This window comes from Helicobacter sp. T3_23-1056, from assembly GCF_053654535.1.
In genome coordinates this window covers 120,065-144,781 of sequence record NZ_JBSIUU010000003.1, presented here as the reverse complement: position 1 = coordinate 144,781, position 24,717 = coordinate 120,065, and the positions used below count along the sequence as shown (strand labels likewise).

Here is a 24,717-nt window from a genome sequence, read left to right as displayed (position 1 = left end):
AAATATTTTAAAACATAGTGAAAAAATGCAAAAAATTTGTGATTTTTACAAAAAAAAAAAAACGGCACAAAAATGGGCGAAAAATGATGGGGGTTTGATGAAACATTATGTGAAAAAGTGGTGGGTTTTGGTGGGAAAGTAAAAAATGTGGTGGAAATGTTTTTGTGTTGTTAGAAAATCTGCAAGTGCGTTTTATGGAAATCCATTATGTTTTTATCATTGAACAAATTTGCATTGCCGTCATTGCGAGCGGATTTTGTAAAATCCGCGTGGCAATCCACACATTCCGTCATTGCGAGATTTTGCGCTAGCAAAATCGTGGCAATCCACAATCACAAATCGCCAAATAACGCTTTTTGCGATTTTTAGTCATAGATTGCCACGAATCTGCAATTTTTTACAAAATTGCAGATTCTCGCAATGACAGCAAAACGACAAAATGACAAAAAAGCAGAATCATATTAGATTGCCACGCTCGCGCTTACGCGCTCACTCGCAATGACGAACTAACATTGTCATATTGAGGGCGTAGCCCGAAATGTCTCTAAATTATAGATTACCACGCGCAATAAATTGTGCTCGCAATGATGATTAAAATATTAAGGTTTTATAAAGTTTAAGTCTTGCGGTATTGTAGATAATAAGTCGTGTCAGGTTATCTTAAAAATCACAAAATCAAAATCAAAAAAAAGAAAAGAAAAAGAAAAAGAAAAAGAAAAAATAGAAAAATAGAAAACTACCAAAAATCTAATTTTGTCGATTTAGTCGTGTTTTTTGCTGTGGCTGGTTTTGCGGTGTTTGGGATTTTTGTTGGGATTTTGCATTGCTATCTTTTTTGTCATCTTTTGCCTTTTCATCGCTATTTGAGACTTCTTTGCTCTTGGCATTTTGCGCTTCATTTTTGTTTGTTTTGGTGTTTGTTTTGGTATCAGTATTTTTTTCTAGCTTTTGCAAAAACTCATCGACTGCTTTTTCTGACTCTTCTTTTAGCTTTTTGGCGTATTCGGTGCGCAAATCAACTAATAATTCATCTGCGATATTATCCAGCACATCATCAGTAATCCTAGCATATATGCTATCTAAAATATGCCGTCTTAATATCTCTCTATAATATGACATAAGTTTAGGTAGGACATAAGATACGATTTCATCGATATATTCATCATCAAATCGCCCATCGATTTTTATGCGAATCTTTGATAGCGTCCTTGTTTCTAGCTCATCGACATATTCTTGCCCTAGCTTTTCTGCTACGCGGGCTAATTTTTCTCTATCGACTTTTGCCATACTGATTTTGATAATCTCATCTTTTAGCGCCGTAAAATTTTTGCTCTCATCAATATCTACAATAATGTCATAAAGCCTATCCTCAAGCGAGTCAAACGCTTCTTGTGCTATTTCTTGCTGCATATTTGATAGCTCTTCAGATTCTGTTTCTTTTGTTTGTGTGTTTTTTTCTTGGGGTTGCTTTTCTTGATTCTCTTTGTTTGGCTCACTAGATATGATTAAAATATTGTCTTTATAAATCAAAGTGTGATGATAATACAACGCTGAAACAATGATTCCCGCCACTAGCGCAAGCACAAATACAATGATAACAAATGCTTGTCTAGGCGTGATACTTTTATATTTATAAAATGATTGTTTCTCTGACATTTGGTATCCTCAAAGTTTGGTTTTATGGGGGCGTATTTGTAAGGACTTTTATAAAATTTTGAGAGAATCTTTGCAAGGAATCATAGATTTTTTGTCCTAAGTATTTTACAAAATATTAGGACAAAAAAGGCTAGTTTTATGTATTTTTTGGATTATTTCTAGCCATTTTAGGTGTTTTGGCGTGTATTTTTATGTTTATTTTGTGGATTTTATGATTTTAACACCCTTTAGACATTGCTTCATTGGCGTATTTTTCGCCTAGCTCAAATGCTTTTTTATTTAGCTCGACTACTTTGGCAGGCACTTTTGAAATCATCGTCTCATATACCAAATCCCTATCCACGCATTTTGTAAATGCCACTGTAACGGCAAGGGCTACGACTGATTGGGTTACGACATTGCCGACTTCATCTTTTGCGATAGAGATGATTGGGATTTTATAGATTTTGAATCTATCCAAATCCTCTTTGCTAGGCGTAACCAAATTTGGCTCTACTACGATTATGCCCCCCTCTTTTACGCCACTTTTAAACTGCTCATAGCTCACTTGTGCGGTTGAAAGCATAAAATCGATATGCCCCTCATTTGCATAAGGATATAAAATCTCATTAGAATCTAGCAAAATATCCACCTTTGTGGGTCCGCCTCGCACTTGGGAAGTGTAGGTAGAGGCTTGGATACCATATCCACCAGCGCGGATTTTGGACTCGGCTAATATCTCGCCAGCAAGCAAGACGCCCTGCCCGCCCACACCCGTAAATCGTAGTTGTGCTTCCATTTTATTCTCCTTTTGTGGCTTGGGCTTTTTTGATGACTTCTTCGTAAGCGTTGCAGTATTCCTGCCTTGAAGTATCGTGTTTTAGGATACCTGTGGGGAATTTACCTATCTTTTCCTCATCGCTCATTTCATCATATTTGCGCTTGGCAACAACTCTAGATTCTATCCATTTTAGCACTTGGACTGCCTCGCCCATTTTGTTTTTGCGCCCTAGATTTATGTGGCAGTTGCTATGAATGTCAAAAAAGCTAAACCCCTCGTGTTTGAAGCCTTCTAGCAAGACTTTTTCGATTTTTTTGGGGTCTAGCACGGATTCTCTAGCGATAAAAGATGCTCCAGCCGCATCGACTAGCTTGCAGGGGTCAAAGCTATTTTCGATATTGCCATATTGTGCTGTAACCGTCCACATTCCCTTAGGCGTAGTGGGAGAAGTTTGAGAATTTGTAAGTCCGTAGATAAAGTTATTTACCAGCACATAGTTTAAGTCAATATTGCGTCTGCAAGCGTGAATCGTGTGATTTCCGCCGATAGCTAGCGCGTCTCCATCACCACTTACGACTATGACATGTTTTTTTGGATTTGCTAGCTTTATCCCTGTGGCGTAGGCTAGAGCGCGTCCGTGCGTGGTATGCACAGTATTGCAATTCACATACGAGCTCATTCTCCCGCTACACCCGATACCGCTCACCAAGCATACATCATCCATTTTCCACCCTAGTGCGTCAATCGTGCGAATGATAGATTTTAGGATTACCCCATCGCCACAGCCCCAGCACCACAAAGTGGGCATTTTATCCACTCGTAAATATTCATCATAATTAAACGCCATTTTACATCTCCTTGATTTTTTCTATGATTTGGGTAGGCGATATGCTCCTACCATTTGCTTGCCCCATAAACTCAACTTTGCGCTCCAAAATCCGCTCGACTTCCTCTAAATACTGCCCTTTGTTTAGCTCTATGACTAGGATTTTGCTAAATTTGTCTCCTAGCTCTTTAAGCCTTTTTTGCGGGCTAGGCCAAATCGTAATCGGACGGAAAAGCCCCACTTTTTTACCCATTTTCTTTAACTCTATCATCGCTTCTTTGACAGATAATGCCGTAGAGCCATACGCGATAATCGCTATATCCGCACCCTCCAAATCTAGCTCCTCATTTTTGCAAATATGCTCCTCCCTAGAATCTATTTTTGCAAACAGCCTATCAATCAACGCCTGCCCTTGAATCGCATCTTCGGTAGGGAATCCAAGTGCTCCGTGCGCTAGCCCTGTGATATGGTAGCGATAGCCTTTAAAAAACGGATTTAGTATCGCGCTTTCATTTGCTCCAACTTCATAAGGGCGATATTCTTTTGGGTCGCCACTAAATTCTCGTCTATTGATGATAGTCTTTGCCACATCAGATACTTCTGGGATATACGCCTTGCCATACATATGCCCTATGGTTTCATCTAGCAGCAAAAACACAGGCGTCATCAGCTCCTCTGCTAGATTAAACGCACGAATCGTTTCGGTGTAGGATTCTTCTAGATTTCCCGGTGCTAGTGCTACGGCTTTGAAATCCCCGTGAGTTGGGTGCTTTAAGAAGCTTATATCGCCTTGCGCTACGCGCGTTGGCATACCTGTGGAGGGACCTGCGCGCATCACATTTGCGATGACTAGAGGTATCTCTGCCATAAACCCAAGCCCAATTTGCTCAACCTTTAGAGAAATGCCCGGACCTGAACTGCCCGTCATTGCTTTTACGCCACTCATTGCAGCACCCAAAGACACACAAATCCCGCCAATCTCATCTTCCATTTGGATAAATCTACCGCCATTTTTAGGCAAAAGCACGCTTAATTCGTGCATAATGTCTGAAGAAGGCGTGATAGGATACCCACCATAAAATCTACAACCCGCATCAATAGCAGCCTTTGCCACTAATTCATTGCCACCTGAAATTACTTCTCGCATTCTATCTTCCTTATGTTTTATTAAAGTGCCATATATTTATTTTCACGCACTTTTTGCGCTCTATCTTGCGCTTCTTGCGTGAGTTTAGCAAATTTAAAATCTTTTCTATCTGCGACATATATCGCAAAATCTGGGCAGTGCAATTCACACTCACAGCACCCTATGCAGCTTTCAGGATGCGCGACTTGTATGACTTTGCCTAGCACTTTATGCGTATCTTGTCTCATAGATAGCACTCCTGCTGGACAGCGCGATACGCATATATCACACGCTTTGCACCTTGTTTCATTTACCCAAACAGGCGTATTATCTGGGGATACCATATTAGACATATTCTCTCCTTTAGTTGTTGCTTTTGTGCTTGTCGCTTTTGCGTAGGAATTATAAGCTAGATTCTCTAAACAAATGCGCGTTGAAATTGCAAAATGTGAAGTTTAATGAGAATATTTAGAGGATTTTGATTTTTGCACTTTTTTTGCAAATATTTGCCTCTTTGATTCTTATTTTGAAATCCTTTTTGCAATCGGTGGAAATTTTGATATAAATCAACTTAAAATAACCTTATTTAGTAAAAGATTTTTTTACTATTTTGCAAATTTTGGAATTTTTGTAGCATTTTTGCATAAAAATGCGAAACTTTCAAAGAATTTTTGCAAAATCTGCCATCATAAATTCTGCCAAACTACCCGCCAAAACTACCTGCAAAATCTATCTGCCAAAATCTATCTGCCAAAATCACACGCAAAATCTATTTTTTAAAATTTTCTTTATGCTCTTTATAAGTCTTGCTAAAACTATGTTTTCCCTCTTTATTGCGCACGAAGTAGAGATAATCTACCTTAGCTGGATTTAGCGCGGCTTTTATGGCTTCTATGCTAGCACTGCCCACAGGGGTGGGAGGCACGCCTTTGTTTAGGTAAGTATTAAATTGTGATTTGTCTTTGCGGATTCGTTCAGGCGTTACGCGCGAGTGAGAAAACTCCCCATAATTAAGCGAGCCGTCCATTTGCAGTGGCATTCCTAATTTTAAGCGATTATAAATCACGGCTGAAACTAAGGGCATTTCTTCAATGCTTGCAGCTTCTTTTTGGATAATCGAAGCCATAGCGACATACCTAAACCACTCGCCCTGCTCGTATCGTCCTAGCATTTTCATCGATAGATTTTTGTGCTTTTGCAGTGAAAAAGACACAAGATTTTGTATGATTTCTTCCTCGCTTATGCCATTTGGAATCTTATAAGTATCAGGCAAAATCACGCCTTCAATATATGGCGAATATTCCTTAAACGCCATCTCTAGCTTGTGTTGGTTTAGAGAAAATTTATGCGCAATTTGACGGATAAAAAAATACATTGTTTCCCCGGGGATAAGCGTGATTTGGGATTGTGCTGCTTTGGCAGAAGTGAGCAGATATAAAAAATCCCCTTTAGAAATATTATATTTGGTGCTAGAATCTATGTCATCTAGGATTTGCAAATGTGATAGATTTTGATTTGTTGTTTGGCTAGCCTCATTAGAGATTTTATCGCTAGGATTTTCTTTTATATCGCACTCTATGCTTACGCCTTTTATCCCTGCGCTCATATCGATTATCCCGTATTGTGGTTTGCCTAAAAAGCGCAAAATGTTTTTGTCAAATTGATTAACTTCAAAGCCATTGTTGCTTAAACTTGTTATAATTCCTGCGATACTTCCTTTAGGCACGCTAATCATTTGAGTAGTGCAAATAGGCAATGCCAAATACCAAAAGAATACTAAAATGACGATAAAAACCCCATCTAAAAAATTACTTAGCGTTTGTATTATCCTTTTCCTTGTCATTGCTACCCTTTTTGGTGGATTTGCGCTGTTGTATTCGGGTGTGCGCATAGAAAATATAAAAATCGCAAAAGTTTCGATTAGTGGATTATACCTACGATTGCATAATAAATTTATCCTAGAAGTCCAAGAAATAGACTTATCTAAAATCAGCAACGATACCACAAAGAAAAAAGATTTTGATACAAGCAATATCACAGATTATGTTAAATACGCTACTTGGGGGATTGCTTATTTTGAGCATTTAGATATTAAGCGCATTGTGCTAAATGAAGAATATGTCGCCTCCGTGTCGTATAATGGCGAGGTTTATTCTCTCTCTTTCCCGCGACTTCAAGCGGTTTTTGATGTCAGCACAAAAGATAATAATATGCTTCTTGACATAAAATATTTGACAATGAGCAAGCCAGATTTTAGTATCGGCGGGCGTATCATCTACTCGCCAAAAGGCAAAAAAGTAGGCTTTGGGCTTGTGGTGCTACCTATAAATATGAAAGATTTAAAAGCTCTAAATGCGACAAATCTAGCGCAATCTAGTAGCCAAAATCACGCCGCTATAAAAAGCGAAACAAAAAATCAAACCCCCCAAAACAACGCCACACAAGACAATGTAATCCCAAACAATGCCCCCCAAAACTACATAACAAACCAAACAACCACCGCTAACCAAACAAAATTATTTTTGCAAGGAAGTAGTGATTTTAAAACCCTAAAACTTCAAGCCAAAACCACCAAAATCAACAATTTAGATTTTTTAGCAGAGATTTTGGGTGGAAGTGAGATTTTGCCTAGCTTAAATTTGTGGCTTTTTAATGCCCTAGATTTTGAAAGCATTGAAGTGGTGGATTCTCATTTGGATATTTCGCTAAATCCTAAGCAGTTTGCAAAATCTATCTTGCAAAACACCACTGCAAAAGCCCAAATCCAAAAAGTAGCCTACTATCTCCCAGCGGCGTTGTCAAACCCAAACAATATCAAAAAAGTAGAATCCAAAAAAGAGCGATTTCCTACGCCATTTATCGCTAAAACAATGCAACTAACAATGAAAGAAGGCAGCCTAATCTTATCCCCAGAATCTTTTAGCTACGATAGTTTATCGCTTGCAGGGACAAAACTTATTTTTTCTTTTGGCAAAAGTGCTTTTGGTGAAAACTATTTTGGCGAAAAACCTACGCTACACATTGATTTGCGCTCGCCCAAAGTATCGCTATCTCAAGGGGTGCATAACCTGCTAAAATATTTTAGCATAAGCCTGCCTATTGATAATGTCAAAGGCGATATAAAAGCCCAAGTTGGCATTAGTATTGATTTATCAAAAAAGAAAAACACGCAAAATCTAGACTCTCAAATGCAAGCCCAAACATCACAAGATGACAAAGAAACCCCAAAATCCAATCAAGAAATAGCCCAAAATCCACAAACAAATTCTTTGGATTCTAATGCGATTAGCACGGATTCTAGCCAAAAGCCTATCCAAAATGAAAACATTATCCAAAATGCAGAAAATCTCCAAAATAGCGAAATTGCCCAAAATAATGATTTACCAAAATCCACCCCCAAATCTAGCGTAATCGTGCAAGGAACTATCAGCGCAAAAGACGCTACTTTGCAGGCTTCTAGCATTGATTTGCTTACCAAATCAGCCCTAGTGAAAATCAACATAAATCCAAACGCCACAGATTCTAAGCGCGAAAATCATATCATCATAGAAACCAAAAACACAAGCTATGAAAATCTATTTGACATAGATACCAACACCACTATAAACCTAGATGAAAAACGGCTAAAAACAAGCCTTTTTGTGCATTCGCTTCGTGTCAGCACTAATCCCCAAATAAACGAGCGGATTTTAAACCCAAAAAACATACAAAAAAGAGAGGATTTTCTAAAAGAGCTAAACCAAAAATCTAGCCATAAAGAGCGCGTTAAGCCCGTGTATTATGCAAGTCTAAATAATGCAAAAACCATAAAAAGCGATTTGCAAAATAATAATCTTGCAAATATACTGCTTGAAAATATTTCGCTTGCAAATGTGCAATTTAAAAATAAGCCGTTTGCAAATATAACCCTTGCAAGATTAGATTCTAGTAAAGAAGTAGATTCTAGCCAAAAAACAGATTCTAATAAAGGGGCAGAATCTAATAAAGAAGCAGAATCTAACGATTTTGTGATGCCAAAGCCCCTGCAAAATCTTAATATCCCAAACACGACTTCGCCTAGTATAAATACGCCTAGCACCAATTTGCCAAGCCCAAAAAATAGCACCCCCACAAGCCCAAGTGCCACGCCCCCTAGCATAGAGCTACCCACTCCCCCCAAGCAACCAAAAAAAGACAAAAAACCAAACGCTATCATCGAAAAAACAGGCGATATGCTATTGCCAAAAACCTCCAATGAATCCACAAAAAATAATGCCGCCAAAAATCGCCCAAATAGTGCCGAACAAATCGCAAAACTTCACCCAAATGATAATGATGATGGCGATGATAGTGATGATAGCACCATAAATATGCCAAAATCTAGCCCCAAAAACACCCCCACAAAAGATTCTAAAAACACACAAAATCCCAAAAAAGATTCCAAAAAAGCAGAATCCAAAAACTTAGATTCTAAAAAAACAAAATCCAAAGAATCAAACGCCCAAAAATCACAAAATCAAAGCACAAATCAAGCGACAAATACCCCCAAGCATAGTGGCAAAATCATCACAAAAGGCGTTGAGCTAGATTTTGGCAAGCCAATGAGTGAGGCGACAATGCGCGCTAAAATCATCGAGCTAATCAAAGCGCAAAATGAGAGTGTTTTTACTTATGATATTTTTCGCGCTGATAGACAGAGTTTGCCTAAAATTGACATAGATATGGATTTTTCAAGTGATGAAATCTCTATCAATATCCCAAGCCTGCAAACTTATGCCAAAATGCTAAATAGTCAAATTGTCGTTGCTGTGCGGGATTTTGCGTTTTTTGCGCCGTATTCGCCGTTAATGAAATATTTGGGGCTTCACTCTGGTTCAGCGATTTTGCATTTGCGCTCGGCAAAAGATATTGCCTTTGAAGTGCAAATAAAAGATTTTCCCACATTTTTGCTAAAAAAAGACAAAACTCCGTTTAAAGATTTTGTTTTTCAAGGGCAGTATAAAGATGATAAATTGCGCATAAAAAGCGCGCCACAGGGGCTTATATCGTTTGAATCTTATGACAATACGATGCTTGTGCGATTTAAAAATGTAGATATTGATATAAACGCGCTTTTGTCAAGCAAAATCCCAGCCCTTGAGGAAGCGTTTAGCATTTCTGATGAAAAAAGCGCAGTTTTTAGCAAAGAGCAGATTTTGGCTGAAAATGAGTTTTTGCGACAAAAGCGCAGATATGAGCGACAAAACAACATAAAACCCCATATCATCGCCATCGAAGCGCAAAATATTGTAGGATTTTATAAGCAAATCACCCTGCCATTTGATGATTTTAACGCCAAAATCCGCGATGATAGAATCACCGCAGACGCCACCTATGGCAATGGGATTGCAAATATTGATATTATCCACGGAAATACGCTTTTTAAAGCGGGCAATTTTAGCGCGGATTTTCTAAACAAAGTCATCGGGCGCAAAATCGCAGAGGGCGGGCTTTTTGAAGCAGGCGGAATCTACAAAAATAATATTTTTAATGGCGAAATCTCTATGCAAAACACAAGCTTTAAAGGCTTTGCTATCGTGCAAAATATCATAGGGTTAATCGATACGATTCCCTCCCTTGTGATGTTTCGCTCACCCGGACTTAGCTCAAAAGGCTATGAAGTCAAAAATGGCAAAATAATCTTAGGGCTAAATGCCGAATACATCGCCCTAGAATCGATTGACTTAATCGGCAAGACAATGGATATAAAAGGAAATGGGATTATTGAAATAGATTCTAGTGAAGTGGATATAGGGCTATCAATATCCACGCTAAAAAGCCTAACTTCCGTGCTAAATAAAATCCCAATCGTAGGCTATCTCATACTAGGCAAAGATGGCAAAATCACTACCCAAGTAAGCGTAGATGGCACGCTAGAAAATCCAAAATCTCAAGTAAGCCTAGCCCAAGACATACTAACCGCACCGCTAAATATCATCAAACGGGCATTTACCCCTGTGGATATGCTAATTGATGAAGTGGTAAAAAGTATCGATTAAATGCCTTTGTCTAATCTAAATGAGCAGCAATACGCCGCTGCTACCGCACCGCTAGGGCATAACCTAATCATCGCTTCAGCAGGCACGGGCAAAACCTCCACGATTGTGGGGCGAATCGCACATTTGCTAGAATCTGGCGTAAAGCCTAGCGAGATTTTATTGCTTACTTTTACCAACAAAGCCTCCCAAGAAATGATAGAGCGCGTAGGCAAAAGATTTGGCAATATTGCCAAAAAGATAGAATCAGGGACTTTCCACGCCGTAAGCTATCGATATTTGCGCGAAAAATACTCCATAAGCCTAAAACAGCCAAAAGAACTAAAAGTGCTTTTTAAATCCATAGCCCAAAGCAGAGTCTATGTCGAGCAAACTTCCACCCCGCCGTATTCTGCGCAATATTTGTTTGATATTTATTCGCTTTTTGTAAATGCAAGCGGGGGGCTAGATTTTGCCAAATGGCTAGAGGGCTACACTTCTAGCGACCATAGCGCGTATATCCCCATTTATGAGGGAATCTTTGATGAATATGCCGAGCTAAAAAAATCATATAATTATATGGATTACAATGATTTGTTGGTGCATTACGCAAAAGAAATGGCACAAATAAAATGCCCCTATGCTGAAATATTATGCGATGAATACCAAGACACCAATCCACTTCAAAATCAAGTCATAAATTCTATCGCGCCAAAAAGTCTTTTTTGCGTGGGGGATTATGACCAAAGCATTTATGCGTTTAATGGCGCAGATATTAGCATTATTTCCAATTTTACCAAGACTTATGCGGATTCTAAAGTATGGACGCTAAGTAAAAATTACCGCTCCACGCGCTATATATTAGATTTGGCAAATCAAGTCATACAAAAAAATGAGCGCGTCTATCCTAAGCAACTAGAAGTCATCAAACAAAACGAGCCAATCCCTCCAAAACTACTTGCTTTTGATGAGCTATTATCCCAATATCACGGAATCGCACAGCGGATTTTGAGCGCAAACCACCCTTTAGAAGACATTGCTATCATCTATCGTAACAATTCTAGTGCTGATGGCTGTGAAGCCTGTTTAAGAGAGCTAAATATCCCCTCAAAGCGCAAAGGAGGGGTTAGCTTTTTTGACGCAAAAGAAGTGGCGTTATTGCTTGATATTTGCTCTCTTTTGCACAATGGCAAAGATATGATGTCGCATATCAATGTCCTAAGCTATGGGCAGGGCATAGGCAATGCTATCGGCAAAGAAATCTATGACGCATTATGCAACCTAAGCACAAATAGCACGGCAAATAACACAGATAATGGAAATGCAAAAATAGGCTTGCTAAATCCAAATAAAGAGATTCGCCCCTACGCCCAAAGAGCGAAAAACTCACAAATAGGGCTTTTTGATGATTTTTTTGCCTTGCAGGATTCTAAGCGATTTGATAGCGTCATAAAAAATGCTAGCTTTGCTTCTCACCCGATTTTATCCCACCCAAAGCTAAATGAGCAAGGCGCGGAGTTTTTGGATATGTTTTATGAGCTGGTCGCAGAGGCAAATCCACATACTCACCCAAGCAGGCTCATCACTCAAATCGCAAAATCTAGGCTATACACGCATATCACAAAGCTACTTTGCAACCAAAGAGCAAAAAACAAAGACGGCATAATCGATGAAAATCTAGCAAATGACGCTATGGAAAAAATACAGCGCAAAGTCATTTTGCTAAGCGATATTGCCAAAAATTACGAAAATCTAGGGCGGTTTTTAAACGCGATGATTTTGGGTAGCAGTGAAAACACGCAAGGAAGTGGCGTAAATTTGCTAACCATTCACGCAAGCAAGGGACTAGAATTTGGAATGGTATTTGTCATTGATTTGATGGATGGGCGATTCCCAAACCGCAAGCTAATCAGCAAGGGAGGTAGCATAGAAGAAGAGCGGAGGCTTTTTTATGTGGCGATTACTCGGGCAAAAGAGATTTTATACCTCTCTTATGCCAAAAAAGACGCGCTAAAATCTATCGATTACGCCCCGTCATTATTTCTCTATGAAGCAAATATGATAAAAAAAGAGGAATAAATACTAGATAAAATCCTTGCAAAATATCCATAAAAAGACTTGAAAAACACTTAAAAAAACGCTTGCAAAATCGTTGAAAAAAGACTTTGTAAAAATCTTTTTTCAACAAAGTTTGCAAAAAACATTGCAAAAATCGCTTTTTAAAAACCTTGCAAATCCTGCCAAAACCCACAGCAAATCCCATATAAAATAACCCACGATTTTTATCAAAATCCACAAAATCTACTTTTTGTAGCAATGCGACATTTGCAAAATCTACATATTTATTTTTTGATTTTTTACGCTTTTTTTGTTTATTGATTGGTTGGTTGTTTTTTTTTTTTTTTGTAGTATGCGTTTTTTGGCTAGCAGATTTTGGATTTTGTTGGCAAACAAACAAAAAGGAGAAAAAATGGCAAACTTAAACTTTACTATCGACCAAGATGATGGGCTAAATGTGTGGATAAAGCAAACTTTGCAAGATGAGCTAACGGGTGCGGAGTTTAGCAAACTTGAAAATGTGCTAAACAAAAATCATTTCCAAGATTTATTTAGTGGCGACTTGAGTAGTTTGAGCAACTTGAACAATAAAATAAAGGAGTTTTTAATCCCTACAAACCTTACAGCTCTTCCTGCAGAGAATGACACAAATCTTGAGGAAATCAAAAAACTTGAGCAAAAAGCTAGGGAGATTCTCATCGATGAAGCTTGGCGTTTGGATTTTGATAGTTTCAAAAATCTACTTCAATGCACACATATCAATAAAAATAGCAATAACATTGCAAATGTCAAATTGCAAAATGAAACAGACGAGACTAAAAGCGGTATATTCTTATACAAAGAAACTGACAATCAAGCAGAATCCAAAGAGGAATCTAGCGAGGAAGTAGAATACAAAATAGGTGGCAATTTGTTTGAAGCGTTGCGACAAAATCTAATAGGCAGGGATTTTAGAGAATTTAGCGAATGTGTAGAAAATGGCACGCCAAGTGATGATTTGTTTGACAAAGCAAAAGAGATTTTAATCAAATGCTTAGAATCCTATCCCATACTAATCGCAATAAGCAAAGGGAATTTTGGTGGAGTGAGTATTGGGGATATTCTAAAAAATGTTTCTAAATAAAATCTTTTGTCTTTTATAGATAATGACAAACCTTAGGAGTGCAAATGAAAGAAATCAAATTTAGCCTATTTGTCGGTGATAACGAAGCTAGCGACTTAGAATCATTGCGTGAGAATTTTAATTTTAACGATATTTTGACGCATTTTAAAAGTGGCAAGCTAGAAAAATGGCTAAAAGCGCAAGGCTATGAGCAAGAATATGAAAAGGTAGCAAATCTAAGCAAAGATTCTTTAGATGAGGACGCGATAATCACCCTATGCCAAATCCTAAAATCCCCGCATTCTAGCGATGAAAATCAGCTAAAAGAAATCAGCCAATATGTAAGATATAGCAAAGATAGGCAAGAGTTTTTTGCTAGGATTAAATATGTGAAAGAAGAACGAAAAAAGATTCTAAACGACTATCACAAAGGGTTTTTTGCCCTTATTGAGACTATCATCGCCTACAAAGATGATATTCCCACCATAAAAAATCGCTTAAATACTATCATCAAAGATTATAATTTGCTCTTTTTCCTGCATTTTAATCATATTTTTGGAATGCTCTCCCATCGCGCTCCATTGGCGATTTTTCTATGTTTTTGTATAGAGAATTTAGCTCCATTGTTTCGCCCAGAAAATCTCACTGATGAAAATTGGATAGAGTATTTTGCTAGCAAGCTAGGTATAAAGGCAGAATTTGAAAACGACTATATAAAGACAGATTATTTTATGTTTACAAAGCAAAATCTAAATTGCCAAAATTTTCTTAAAATGGCGTATAAAAATATGCAAGATTTTGAAGCAATACTAAAAAATAATATTTTACACATTGTAGAAGCAAAAAATTGCAAGTGTAGAGAATGGTATAAAATTACAGAGCAAAAAGAGATTTTAGTCTTGCAAGCAAGTGGAGGCTGTGTCCTAAGAAGTGTGGGCGATATAAATAATGAACCAAAAAAGCAGGTATGCACAGAAGATGGTATGCCTATCCCGCTTTTGCTAAATGGACTAGAAGTAAAAATGTCAAACACTAGCGACAGAGTAATATATTTAGAGGTGTAGCGCGATGAAAAATGATTCCATAGCTTGCAAGCTAAAATCCCGCATAAACGCGCTATGCTCGCTGATTTTTATCAAACATTATGATTTTGATATTGTAGATGGGCTACTAAAATCCATAAAAAATGATGGCACAAAAATCTATGAGTTTCATAACGCTTTTGGTGGGATTGATTTTGAAACAAAAAGGATTTTCAATAACAACATAGAATCTAGCGTAAGCCTAGAGCATTTCCTAAAAGACAAAGCACAAATGCTAAACGCAAAATTAGAAAACAACGAGAAAGGCGATATGTTTATCGTGCTAAAAGACATAAGCCAAGATGAGCTAAAAAACACCAAAATCAAATCCCTCATCAAATACATCGCGCAAAATACCAAAAATATTGATGGCTATAATTGCACGATTTTTGTCATATCGCCATTGCTACATATCGAGCCAGAGCTAGAGCACCTAATCACTATCTTTGAAATCCCAAACCCTAGCGATGATGAAATAAAAACGATGATTAAAGATTTTGCAAACGATATTGACAAACCCACGCTAGAAGAAATCGCGTTATCTTTCAGGGGAATGAGCAAATATCAAATCACGCAAATACTCTATCTCATCTACCAAAGCGGAGGGGAAATCACCAAAAATGATAGCCAAACCATCATCGATGAAAAAAAGCAACTCATCAAAAAACAAGGTGGGCTAGAAATCATAAACACAAAAGAAAATATACAAAATCTAGGCGGGCTAAAGGCATTGACAAAGTGGCTTGAGAAAAAGGCTAAGATTATGCAAAATCTACCTTCGGCACGGCAGCACAAAGTCGATACCCCAAAAGGCGTGATGATAGTAGGAATGCCCGGCTGTGGCAAATCACTCATCGCAAAAGCAAGTGCTAATTTGTTTGGGATTCCGCTTATTAGGCTTGATGTGGGGGCTTTGCTTGGAAAATACATAGGACAGAGTGAGGAAAATATGCAAAGGGCTTTAAAACTAAGCGAGGATATAAGCCCCTGCGTGCTTTGGATAGATGAGATAGAAAAGGCTTTTTCGGGGATTGGTAGCGGAGAAGGACACGAAGTAACCACGCGACTTTTTGGGCAATTTTTGACTTGGCTACAAGAAAAGATTGCGCCTGTATTTGTGCTAGCTACGGCAAACAACATAGAAACAATGCCACCTGAATTTTTGCGCAAAGGTAGGTTTGATGAGATTTTTTTCGTGGATTTGCCCGATAAAGATGAGCGAAAAGAAATCATCAAAATCCATTTAGCTAAACGAGAAAAATCACTTGAAAATATTGATATAAATGAGCTAGCCCAAAAATGTGAGGGGTTTAGCGGGGCAGATATAGAATCTGCGATAAAAGAGTGCATAGAATCTAATTTTTGTGATTATTTGGGGCAGTCAAATGTGCCAAAAATCACTACGGAGGATTTGCTAAAACATATCCAAAATACCAAAAGCATATCAAAAACGCTAAAAGACAAAATCCAAAAAATACGCGAAAAAATACAGCAAATGGATATAAAGCCTGCCAAAGGCGCAAGCGAAAGCCACACACAAACGCCTTTTGTAGAAAGCAAAGATAAAATGTGTGAGATGATTTTTAGGCAATTTGGAATCGCATAAATTAAAATCTTAAAAGGAGTAAAAATGCAAGAGTCCACACAAAACACGCAAGAAACCACGCTATTTGGGAAAATAAGCAAATGGATAGCACAAAAGCTAGATGAAAAAAAGCAAAAGCAAGTTCAAAAGATTATAGAGGATTTTTTGCAAAGCTATGCAGAAAACAAAGACAAAATGGAGCTACAATTATGGCTAAGTATGAAGCTAAAACAAGAGCTAAGCATTTCACAGCAAGAAGCACAAAATCTAAGCGATGAGATTATCCACCACCTAAAAATCACAGAACAAAAAAAGCAAGAATTGAAACAAGCCACAAAGATAGGCAAAAGCACAAGTATATGGCTACAAAATGAGATAATGACACACGCAACTACAAGCGATGAAACTACACAAAGTGAGCCAAACGCATTGCAATACTCAAGCCAAGATATGGCAAATGAGAATCTAAAAACATATCTACAAGACATTGACACACAGATAAACCAAGCAAATGATGAAATGCTAAGCACGCTTAGCACAAAAACAGGCGAAATAAGCCAAAATCCAAATTTAGATGGATTTATCGCGGAGCAACACCACGCAGATACTTTCAACATAAATGCCAAAGCAAATGGAAGCTCTTATCGTGCAGAAGTGTGCCACAGCACCAATAAAAATTCGGTAGATGTTGTCATCAAAAATGAAAATGGCAAAATCGTAAAAAGATACCAAAGCAAATACGGACAAAATGCAGAATCCACAAAAGCATTATATGACAAAGGGGACTATCGCGGGCAACAAAAGCTAGTCCCTAGCGACCAAAAAGCAGAGCTAGAGCAAGCAGGCGAAAAAGTAACCGATGTCATAGAAGCACCCGATGGCACAAAAAGTGCGCCATTATCTAAAGAACAAGCTAAGCAAATGCAAAGAGATGCACAAAATGGAGAGTTTGATAAAGTGTATGATTGGGGAAATGTAGATGCAAAAGATGCGAGTTTGGGTGTGGCAAAAAATGCGCTAGCAGCGGGGGCTTTGGGCGTGGGGTTTGGAGCTGCGGTGTATATGGGGAGCAAATGGCTAAATGGAGAAAAAATCACAGCAAATGAGCTAGTAGAAGAATCTATAAAATCTGGCGCGGATTTTGGCGTGAAAGCAGCAAGTGCAGGCGCGCTAAAAGTCGCCGCAGAAAAGGGACTTTTTGGCACATTGGCAAAGGGATATGGAATGTGCGTGTGGGCAAATGTGGCTTTTGGGGCTATCGAAAATGTAAAAATATTTGCAGATTTTGCTAGGGGTAAAATAAGCTGGGAGGAATGCAAAGATAAAATAGGGCAAACAACCGCAAGTATCACAGCAGGCGCAATAGCAGGCATAAAAGGTGCTTCAGTGGGCGCAGCTCTTGGGGCGATTTTTGGACCTGTGGGTAGTGCTGTGGGTGGATTTGCAGGCGGTGTGGTTGGATATATAGCAGGAAGTGAAATAGGCAAAGCAGTCTATCAAGGTGCAAAAAAAGTCGCACAAGGCGTAGCAAGCGCGATAAAAGGCGTAGGCTCTGCCATAGGCAATGTTGCTTCAAAAGTGGGAGATTTTATATCATCTCTATGGTAGTAAATGAGATGGCAAAAAATATTGCGGATTTTTGTTGATTTCATATCAAACCTCTTTTGTTGCGATTTTTGCGTTGCGATTTTTCATTACAATTTTGTGTTGCGATTTTGCAAAAAGTTGCAACAGCATAAAAAAGTATTTTTTAAAAAATATTGTTGCGCTATCCAAAATCTAACCAAACATAAAAAGCGCGCAACGCAAAACACACGCTAAAATCTATCGATTACGCCCCGTCATTATTTCTCTATGAAGCAAATATGATAAAAAAAGAGGAATAAACTCTTTTATTAAAGCAAAATGTTAATTATTTGTTAATGATTTTTGTTTTTTTGTGTAAAATAAAGCGTAGTTTTTTTATAAACGCGTCTTTATCGTGGTTTTATGCTTTTATCACATAAGCGCGTTTTGTTTTTGTCGTTTTTTGCTAGGTGGATTTTGCCTTTTTGCTTTTTGTCCAAAATAGCATTTTCTATGACGCTAGCTTTTTTAGGCTAGCTTTTTTCGCCCTCACACTTCGCCACGATGGCTTACGCACTCTCAACGCACACAAAGGAGATTTTATGTTTAAAAGTGTCGCTTCCAAAATTATGAGCATTTCTCTTGGGATTTTTATCGCTGTGTTTGGCATATCTACTTTTATCAACTACAAGCAAACTTCGGCAGAAACGATTGAAACTTATGAAGGATTGCAAAAAACCGCGCTTAATTCATCATTTCTCACCATAAACATCACGATGAATATCGAAGCCAATCAGCAATTAAATAATTTGGCAAACTTGCTTTCAAGCATCGATAGATACGACTATATAGCACAGCGTAGGACGCTACTAAATCTAGCGAGATTTATCGGCTCTCCGCTTGTTTTTGTCGTGTATGAAAATGATGGCAAGCTAATCTCACAAAGTGCCAAAGATAAAGAAAGTAGCTTAAAAAATAGCGATGATGGCAATGCCTTTGATTTTCGCAAAAGAGAATGGTATCAACAAGCCAAAACAAGCAAAAAACTTATCGTTTCAGACCCCTATGAGAGCAAGGCAGCGGGATATGAAGGGGTGGTTGTCAGCACGATTGCGATGCCTATTTATGATAATGGCGCATTTATAGGCGTAATCGCGGCAAATGTGATTCCCACAGAATTTCAAAGCAGGTTTGATAAGCTAAAATTAAAAGAATTGCCGAGTTTGAAAGTGTTTTTGGTGGATTCAAAAGGTAGCATTTTTGTCCACGAAAATCTAAAAGATTCAAACAAAAGCGAATTTGATACATTAGGCGCACAGATTTTAGCACAAAGCAAGTCAAATCCAAATGGTAGAGTTGATACTTCATTTATGGGGCACGAAAAAGTCATTTTTTATCAAACAATGCCATTTGGCTGGGTTATCGCCACAGAGGCAAATAAAAACGATTTTGTCGAAGTCATTTTTAAATCGCTTATAAGTTCGCTAAGCATTGCGTTGGTGCTTATCATTATCGGTGGGGTTGCCCTCTTTTTTATCATTCGATATTTTTTTAGCCCATTAAGCCTTATGCAAAGCGGACTAAACGCATTTTTTGATTTTGTAAATCACAAAACCAAAATCCAGCCAAAACCACTGCCTATCAAAAGTAACGATGAGTTTGGCTCTATCTGCAAATCTATCAACGAAAACATAGAGCGCACCAAATCAAACCTAACCCAAGATGAAAGCACCATACTACAATCAACCAACACAGCCGAGCAAATCCAAAATGGGAATCTAACCGCGAGAATCACGCAAGACCCTGCAAATCCACAATTAGTAGAGCTAAAAAATGTGCTAAATAAAATGTTAGATTCGTTGCAAAACACAATAGGTAGCGACACAAATGAGATTGAGAGGGTTTTTTCATCTTATACGAGTTTAGATTTTACCACCCAAGTGGCAGGGGCAAAAGGCAAAGTCGAAGTCGTTACCAACACGCTAGGGCAAGTCATCATAACAATGCTAAAATCTAGCGCACATTTTGCAAATGAGCTAAATAGCCATTGCAAAGAGCTAGAAGAATCTATGCAAAAGCTAACAAAAGCGCAAGAATCTCAAGCCTCATCAATCGAGCAATCAAGCGCAGCAGTCGAGCAAATCAACTCATCTATGCAACAAGTAAATCACAAAACACAAGAATGCTCCAGACAAGCAGAGGATATTTGCAATATCGTAAGCGTGATAAAAGACATAGCCGAGCAGACAAACTTGCTAGCTCTAAATGCCGCTATCGAAGCAGCTAGAGCGGGAGAGCACGGACGCGGATTTGCAGTCGTGGCAGATGAGGTGCGAAAGCTAGCAGAGCGCACCACACGAAGCCTAAGCGAAATCGAAGCAAATGTAAATATCCTAGTGCAATCAGTCATAGAAATGAGCGAATCTATAAAAGAGCAAACCATAGGCTTGGAGCAAATCAATGAAGCCATAACCGAGCTAGATAGCGCAACGCAAGAAAATGTAGAAGTCGCAAGAACCACAGACAATATCACTAAGCGCGTAAATGGCGTGGCAAAAGAGATTTTAGCCGATGTCAATAAAAAGAAGTTTTAGCAAATGTCGATAACAAAGTTTTAGATAAGTGGTTTGTAAGTGGCTTATGTGGTTTTTTTGCGCTTTGTCGCTATCGCAAGATTTTGTCGTTGTGTTGGATTTTTGATTGCGTTGCAACCTAGTATGACAAAAATAAAAAACAAAAACTCAACAACAGCAAATTGTCATTGCTAGAATCTGCAATGTTGTAAAAAATTGCAGACTTGTGGCAATCTATGCTATGACGCAAACAAAATAGATTGCCACGATTTTGCTAGCACAAAATCTTGCAATGACAAAAGAGCAGTGGATTGCCACGAATCGCTAGCGCGATTCTCGCAATGACGACATAGTTGGGATTTAAAAAACACAAATGGCACAAAAATGTGTAAAATTTGCAAAATTTGCACAAAAATGCGCTTAATTTGATAGATTTAATCTACTGCTTAACAAAGTTTGGGCAAAATAAATGACAAATTTACTCTTAAGCAAAAAACGACAAAAACAAAAATCACCAAAACGACAAAAAACTGCTTAAGATAAATCGCTTCAAAAAGCCACTCAAACAAAATCCTTAAAAATCCAACAAAAAGGAAGCCCAAATGGAAAACCGACTTTTCACCCTTGCAAGCCTTATAAACACTGACCATCACTTCATCATCGCTTTTTATACGATAATCTGCGCGGTTGTTACCGTAGCGATAGCAAAGCTAGCAACTAGAAAAATGAGTGTCGTGCCAAACTTTTTGCAAAATCTACACGAAGCGACCATAAGCGGTATGCTATATATGGCAAAAGATGTCATAGGCGAGGAAAAGGCTCGCAAATATTTTCCTCTAGCAGGCACGATAGGTTTTTATGTGTTTTATTGCAATATCATCGGTATGATTCCGGGCTTTGAAGCTCCTACTTCTGCGTGGGATTTTACGCTTGTGCTTGCGCTAGTGGTGTTTTTTTATTATCACTTTGAGGGGATTCGCACGCAGGGTGTTATCCATTATTTCGCGCATTTTATGGGACCTGTGAAATGGCTAGCCCCGCTTATGTTTCCTATCGAAATCATCTCTCACCTATCACGCATTATCTCGCTATCTTTCCGTCTTTTTGGGAATATCAAAGGTGATGATATGTTTTTGCTTGTTATGCTTATGCTTGTGCCTTATCTTGTGCCTGTTGTGCCATTTGCGATTTTGCTATTTATGGCGGTGCTTCAAGCATTTGTATTTATGATTTTGACTTATGTGTATTTGGCTGGGGCAGTCGTAGTCGATGAGGGACACTAAAACCCTTTATAAATGCAAATATTTATAAAAGCACATTTAAGAGAGTGAAAATGTCTTTGCGGGATTTTTTGGAGGGCTTTTTTGGTGATTTTGAGGCGTTTTTGCCTAGAATCTTAGACTTTTTTTGCGGGCTTTTTGTGGGGCTTGGGATTTTGGGTGCGGTAGTGGGATTTGTCATATTTCAAGCGGTTTTTGAAGCGACATTTTTATCTGTGCTACTTGCGCTTATCATTTTTTGCGTGTTTGCGTTTTTTGCGCTAGTTGCAAAATCTCTTTGCGTGCTTCTAAAACAACCAAAAACTTAAAAGATTTTGCTATATGTTTGGAATCGGCTTTTTTGAGATTCTTATCATTTTAGTTGTGGCGGTGATTTTTCTAGGACCTGAGAAGTTGCCACAGGCGATTGTGGATTTTGTGAAGTTTTTTCGAGCGGTAAAAAAAACCATAAACGAAGCAAAAGACACGCTTGATAAAGAGCTAGAAATAAGCAAGCTAAGCAACGAAGTAAGCGATATAAAATCCCAATTTGAAACAAATATAGATTCTATCACCAAAGATATGGATTTAAGCAACTTACAAGAAATCAAAGAAATAAACGATGAAATGCAGGATTTAAGGCGTTTGCCAAACATAAATAATGCGGGGGATAATGCAACGGAAAATATGGAGAATTTAGAACATTTAGACAACAAATTAGGCACATTAGGCACAAAAGAAAATCTTTTTAGCGAATATAGCTCACTACCACAAAACACCGCCACAAAATCCAACCCAAAATCTACCAAACTTGCAAAAAACACAAAAAAAAGTCCTCCAAAAAGTCCCACAAAAACCTCCGCAAAAACAAACACAAAATCTAGCGCAAAATCCACCAAAAGCACAAAAACCATAAAATCCACAAAAGCCATTACAAAATCCACCAAAAAAACAACAAAAACAACGCAAGCCCCAAAATCTAGCCAAACTCCAAAATCCACAAAATCCACAAAACCACAAAAACCTACCCCAAACAAAAAGACTTAATAAGGCATTGTAATGTTTGAAGATTTAAAACCACATTTAGAGGATTTGCGCAAACGGCTTATCATATCCACAGCCACGGTTCTAGTGGCTTTTATCGTGTGTTTTAGCTTTTGGAAATCCATTTTTGAGTTTGTCAAATCCCCCATCGCAAAAGCATTTAGCGATAGCGTAGAGGGGACTTTGATGCAGCTTACGCCTTTGGAGGGGATTTTCTCGGCTATGAGTCTTTCGTTTTTGGCAGCCCTTGTCATCTCTACGCCTGTGATTTTTTGGCAGATTTGGCTATTTGTAGCCCCCGGATTGTATAAAAAAGAAAAAAAAATCATCGTCCCATTTGTGTTTTTTGGCAGTGCTATGTTTGCGCTTGGGGCGGGGTTTGCCTACTATGTTGTGTTTCCTTTTATGATTAAATACATTTTAATGTTTGGCAATGATATGTTTGCGGCAAATATTTCTATCGAAAGCTATGTGGGGTTTTTTATCCGCATTGTGCTAGGGTTTGGCGTAGCGTTTGAATTGCCCGTGCTAGCGTATTTTCTAGCACGCATAGGGCTTATCACCGATGAGACGCTTAAAAATTTTTTCAAATACGCCGTAGTGCTAATTTTTATCATAGCCGCCATCATCACGCCTCCAGACCCTTTCTCTCAACTGCTTATGGCTATCCCGCTTGTGGGATTATATGGGCTTGCGATACTCATCGCCCGCTTTACAAACCCCGCACCAAAGCCCAAAAAGCCTGACCCAAAACAACCCACCAAAAAGCAAAATCCACATTCTGCAAAATCAAAATGAACGATATAGATTACGCGCTATCAAGCTATGATTATGATTTGCCAAGCGAACTTATAGCCACCTACCCTGCTAGCCCAAAAGAAAATGCTAGATTGCTTGTATATGAGAGGGCAAGCGGGAAAATCCTCCATAGCACTTTTGGCAAACTTCTAGATTTTATCCCCGCGCAAACTACGATAATCCTAAATGACACACGCGTGCTAAAAGCTAGAATCTATGGCACTAGATTTTGCCAACATAGCGCGGAAAAAAACCAAAATAATGAAAATACACAACAAAACGGAGGGAAAAGAGAGATTTTGTTTCATCGTTTTTTAACGCCACAAGAATCTAATTTGCAAGAGATTTGCAAAAATATTGATTTTGCCCCAAAATCTAGCACGCAAAAATCTTGTGTGCCAAAATCTAGCACGCCCACACCTAGTAAGCCCACTTCCCACGCACCAAAACCTTACGCGCTATGCCAAACAAAAGGCAGGCTAACAAATGGCGATAAACTGCGTTTGCCAAATGGCTATGAAGCGCGGATTTTAGCTACCCTTGAAAATGGCTATAAAATCATTTCGTTTCACCACGCCAAAAATGCAGAATCTATGTCTAAAACTGATATTTTGCAAATGCTAGAATCTATCGGGCATATCCCCCTGCCTCCCTACATAAAGCGCGATGATGAGGCACTAGATGAGGGCGAATACCAATCTGTTTTTGCTAGCAAAAATGGCTCGATTGCCGCGCCCACTGCCTCGCTTCATTTTTCTACACAAATGCTACAAGAGCTAAAATCGCGCTTTTCTACCGCTATGCTTACCCTCCACATAGGTGCTGGGACTTTCGCGCCTGTGGTGGCAAGCGACATTAGAGCGCATAAAATGCACAAAGAAATGCTAACTATCCCTACAAAAACCCAAGAAATTATCCATAATGCAAATAAGATTTTGTGCGTAGGAAGCTCATCTATGCGTGGCGTGGAGTGCTATACTATGGCGTTGCAGGATTTTAGGAAATCTAATAATTTGCAAGATTTTAAAAAATCTATCAATATGGCAAAAAATTGCCAAAATCTAACGCAAGATTTTATCACTCAATGTGATATATTTTTGCACCCGCAAAATCCACCAAAAAAAACAGATTTTTTGCTTACCAATTTTCATCTGCCAAAATCCACCCTCATAATGCTAGTCGCCTCAATGGTGGGGGCTAACAAATGGCGAAAAATCTATGATGAAGCCATAGCAAGACAATATAAATTTTATTCCTATGGCGATGCGATGCTGATTTTGTAGGGATTT

At 38.5% G+C, this 24,717-nt stretch carries 19 protein-coding genes and 1 pseudogene; 14 read left to right on the top strand and 6 right to left on the bottom strand.

The annotated features are described in order from the left end of the window. Positions 1-207: 207 nt before the first annotated feature. A complete protein-coding gene (locus ACWIUO_RS02665) occupies positions 208-369 on the top strand; it encodes a hypothetical protein (RefSeq protein ID WP_454176394.1) in 162 nt (53 codons plus the stop codon). A 378-nt stretch (positions 370-747) separates the two neighbouring features. On the opposite strand, the gene ACWIUO_RS02660 is transcribed toward ACWIUO_RS02665, so the two are convergent. The 6 genes from ACWIUO_RS02660 to mltG form a co-directional block, all read right to left on the bottom strand. Next, a complete protein-coding gene (locus ACWIUO_RS02660) occupies positions 748-1,656 on the bottom strand; it encodes a hypothetical protein (protein ID WP_454176393.1) in 909 nt (302 codons plus the stop codon). Positions 1,657-1,873: 217 nt separating this feature from the next. After that, a complete protein-coding gene (locus ACWIUO_RS02655) occupies positions 1,874-2,434 on the bottom strand; it encodes a 2-oxoacid:acceptor oxidoreductase family protein (protein WP_454176392.1) in 561 nt (186 codons plus the stop codon). A gap of 1 nt (position 2,435) precedes the next feature. After that, positions 2,436-3,263: a 2-oxoglutarate ferredoxin oxidoreductase subunit beta gene (locus ACWIUO_RS02650; protein WP_454176391.1), complete on the bottom strand. Its 828-nt coding sequence runs from the start codon at positions 3,261-3,263 to the stop codon at positions 2,436-2,438. A gap of 1 nt (position 3,264) precedes the next feature. Beyond that, the gene (locus ACWIUO_RS02645) at positions 3,265-4,389 is read right to left on the bottom strand and encodes a 2-oxoglutarate synthase subunit alpha (RefSeq protein WP_454176390.1); all 1,125 of its coding nucleotides are present in this window, start codon (positions 4,387-4,389) and stop codon (positions 3,265-3,267) included. A gap of 20 nt (positions 4,390-4,409) precedes the next feature. Next, the gene (locus ACWIUO_RS02640) at positions 4,410-4,721 is read right to left on the bottom strand and encodes a 4Fe-4S binding protein (RefSeq protein WP_454176389.1); all 312 of its coding nucleotides are present in this window, start codon (positions 4,719-4,721) and stop codon (positions 4,410-4,412) included. Positions 4,722-5,137: 416 nt separating this feature from the next. Beyond that, positions 5,138-6,211, bottom strand: a complete 1,074-nt coding sequence (gene mltG / locus ACWIUO_RS02635; RefSeq protein WP_454176388.1) for an endolytic transglycosylase MltG — start codon at positions 6,209-6,211, stop codon at positions 5,138-5,140. Here mltG and ACWIUO_RS02630 point away from each other — a divergent pair. The 13 genes and pseudogenes from ACWIUO_RS02630 to queA all read left to right on the top strand — a co-directional run bounded on the left by ACWIUO_RS02630 (position 6,150) and on the right by queA (position 24,711). After that, the gene (locus ACWIUO_RS02630; RefSeq protein ID WP_454176387.1) at positions 6,150-10,385 is read left to right on the top strand and encodes a YhdP family protein; all 4,236 of its coding nucleotides are present in this window, start codon (positions 6,150-6,152) and stop codon (positions 10,383-10,385) included. The genes mltG and ACWIUO_RS02630 overlap by 62 nt on opposite strands. Beyond that, complete coding sequence (locus tag ACWIUO_RS02625; RefSeq protein WP_454176386.1) at positions 10,386-12,440, top strand: ATP-dependent helicase; 2,055 nt, start codon at positions 10,386-10,388, stop codon at positions 12,438-12,440. It abuts the gene before it with no gap. Positions 12,441-12,831: 391 nt separating this feature from the next. Beyond that, the gene (locus ACWIUO_RS02620) at positions 12,832-13,542 is read left to right on the top strand and encodes a hypothetical protein (protein WP_454176385.1); all 711 of its coding nucleotides are present in this window, start codon (positions 12,832-12,834) and stop codon (positions 13,540-13,542) included. Positions 13,543-13,586: 44 nt separating this feature from the next. After that, entirely contained in the window at positions 13,587-14,585 is a 999-nt protein-coding gene (locus tag ACWIUO_RS02615) for a hypothetical protein (RefSeq protein WP_454176384.1), read from the top strand. Between the two features lie 4 nt (positions 14,586-14,589). Continuing rightward, positions 14,590-16,209, top strand: a complete 1,620-nt coding sequence (locus ACWIUO_RS02610; RefSeq protein ID WP_454176383.1) for an AAA family ATPase — start codon at positions 14,590-14,592, stop codon at positions 16,207-16,209. A 24-nt stretch (positions 16,210-16,233) separates the two neighbouring features. Continuing rightward, entirely contained in the window at positions 16,234-17,796 is a 1,563-nt protein-coding gene (locus ACWIUO_RS02605) for a hypothetical protein (protein WP_454176382.1), read from the top strand. A gap of 560 nt (positions 17,797-18,356) precedes the next feature. After that, a complete protein-coding gene (locus tag ACWIUO_RS02600; RefSeq protein ID WP_454176381.1) occupies positions 18,357-20,348 on the top strand; it encodes a methyl-accepting chemotaxis protein in 1,992 nt (663 codons plus the stop codon). Between the two features lie 195 nt (positions 20,349-20,543). Next, positions 20,544-20,672 carry a hypothetical protein gene (locus tag ACWIUO_RS02595; protein ID WP_454176380.1) on the top strand — a complete coding sequence of 43 codons (129 nt, stop codon included), beginning with the start codon at positions 20,544-20,546 and terminating at the stop codon, positions 20,670-20,672. Positions 20,673-20,929: 257 nt separating this feature from the next. Next, positions 20,930-21,610, top strand: a complete 681-nt coding sequence (locus ACWIUO_RS02590) for a F0F1 ATP synthase subunit A (RefSeq protein ID WP_454176379.1) — start codon at positions 20,930-20,932, stop codon at positions 21,608-21,610. Between the two features lie 50 nt (positions 21,611-21,660). Continuing rightward, a complete protein-coding gene (locus ACWIUO_RS02585) occupies positions 21,661-21,915 on the top strand; it encodes a hypothetical protein (RefSeq protein WP_454176378.1) in 255 nt (84 codons plus the stop codon). Between the two features lie 13 nt (positions 21,916-21,928). Continuing rightward, a pseudogene (gene tatB, locus ACWIUO_RS02580) lies at positions 21,929-22,097 on the top strand (Sec-independent protein translocase protein TatB); the annotation flags it as partial. 548 nt (positions 22,098-22,645) lie between these two features. Next, positions 22,646-23,428 (top strand): twin-arginine translocase subunit TatC, encoded by a 783-nt coding sequence (tatC, locus tag ACWIUO_RS02575; protein WP_454176377.1) that lies wholly within the window; start codon positions 22,646-22,648, stop codon positions 23,426-23,428. Next, positions 23,425-24,711, top strand: a complete 1,287-nt coding sequence (gene queA, locus ACWIUO_RS02570) for a tRNA preQ1(34) S-adenosylmethionine ribosyltransferase-isomerase QueA (RefSeq protein ID WP_454176376.1) — start codon at positions 23,425-23,427, stop codon at positions 24,709-24,711. The genes tatC and queA overlap by 4 nt, the downstream gene beginning before the upstream one ends. The last annotated feature ends 6 nt before the right edge of the window (positions 24,712-24,717 follow it).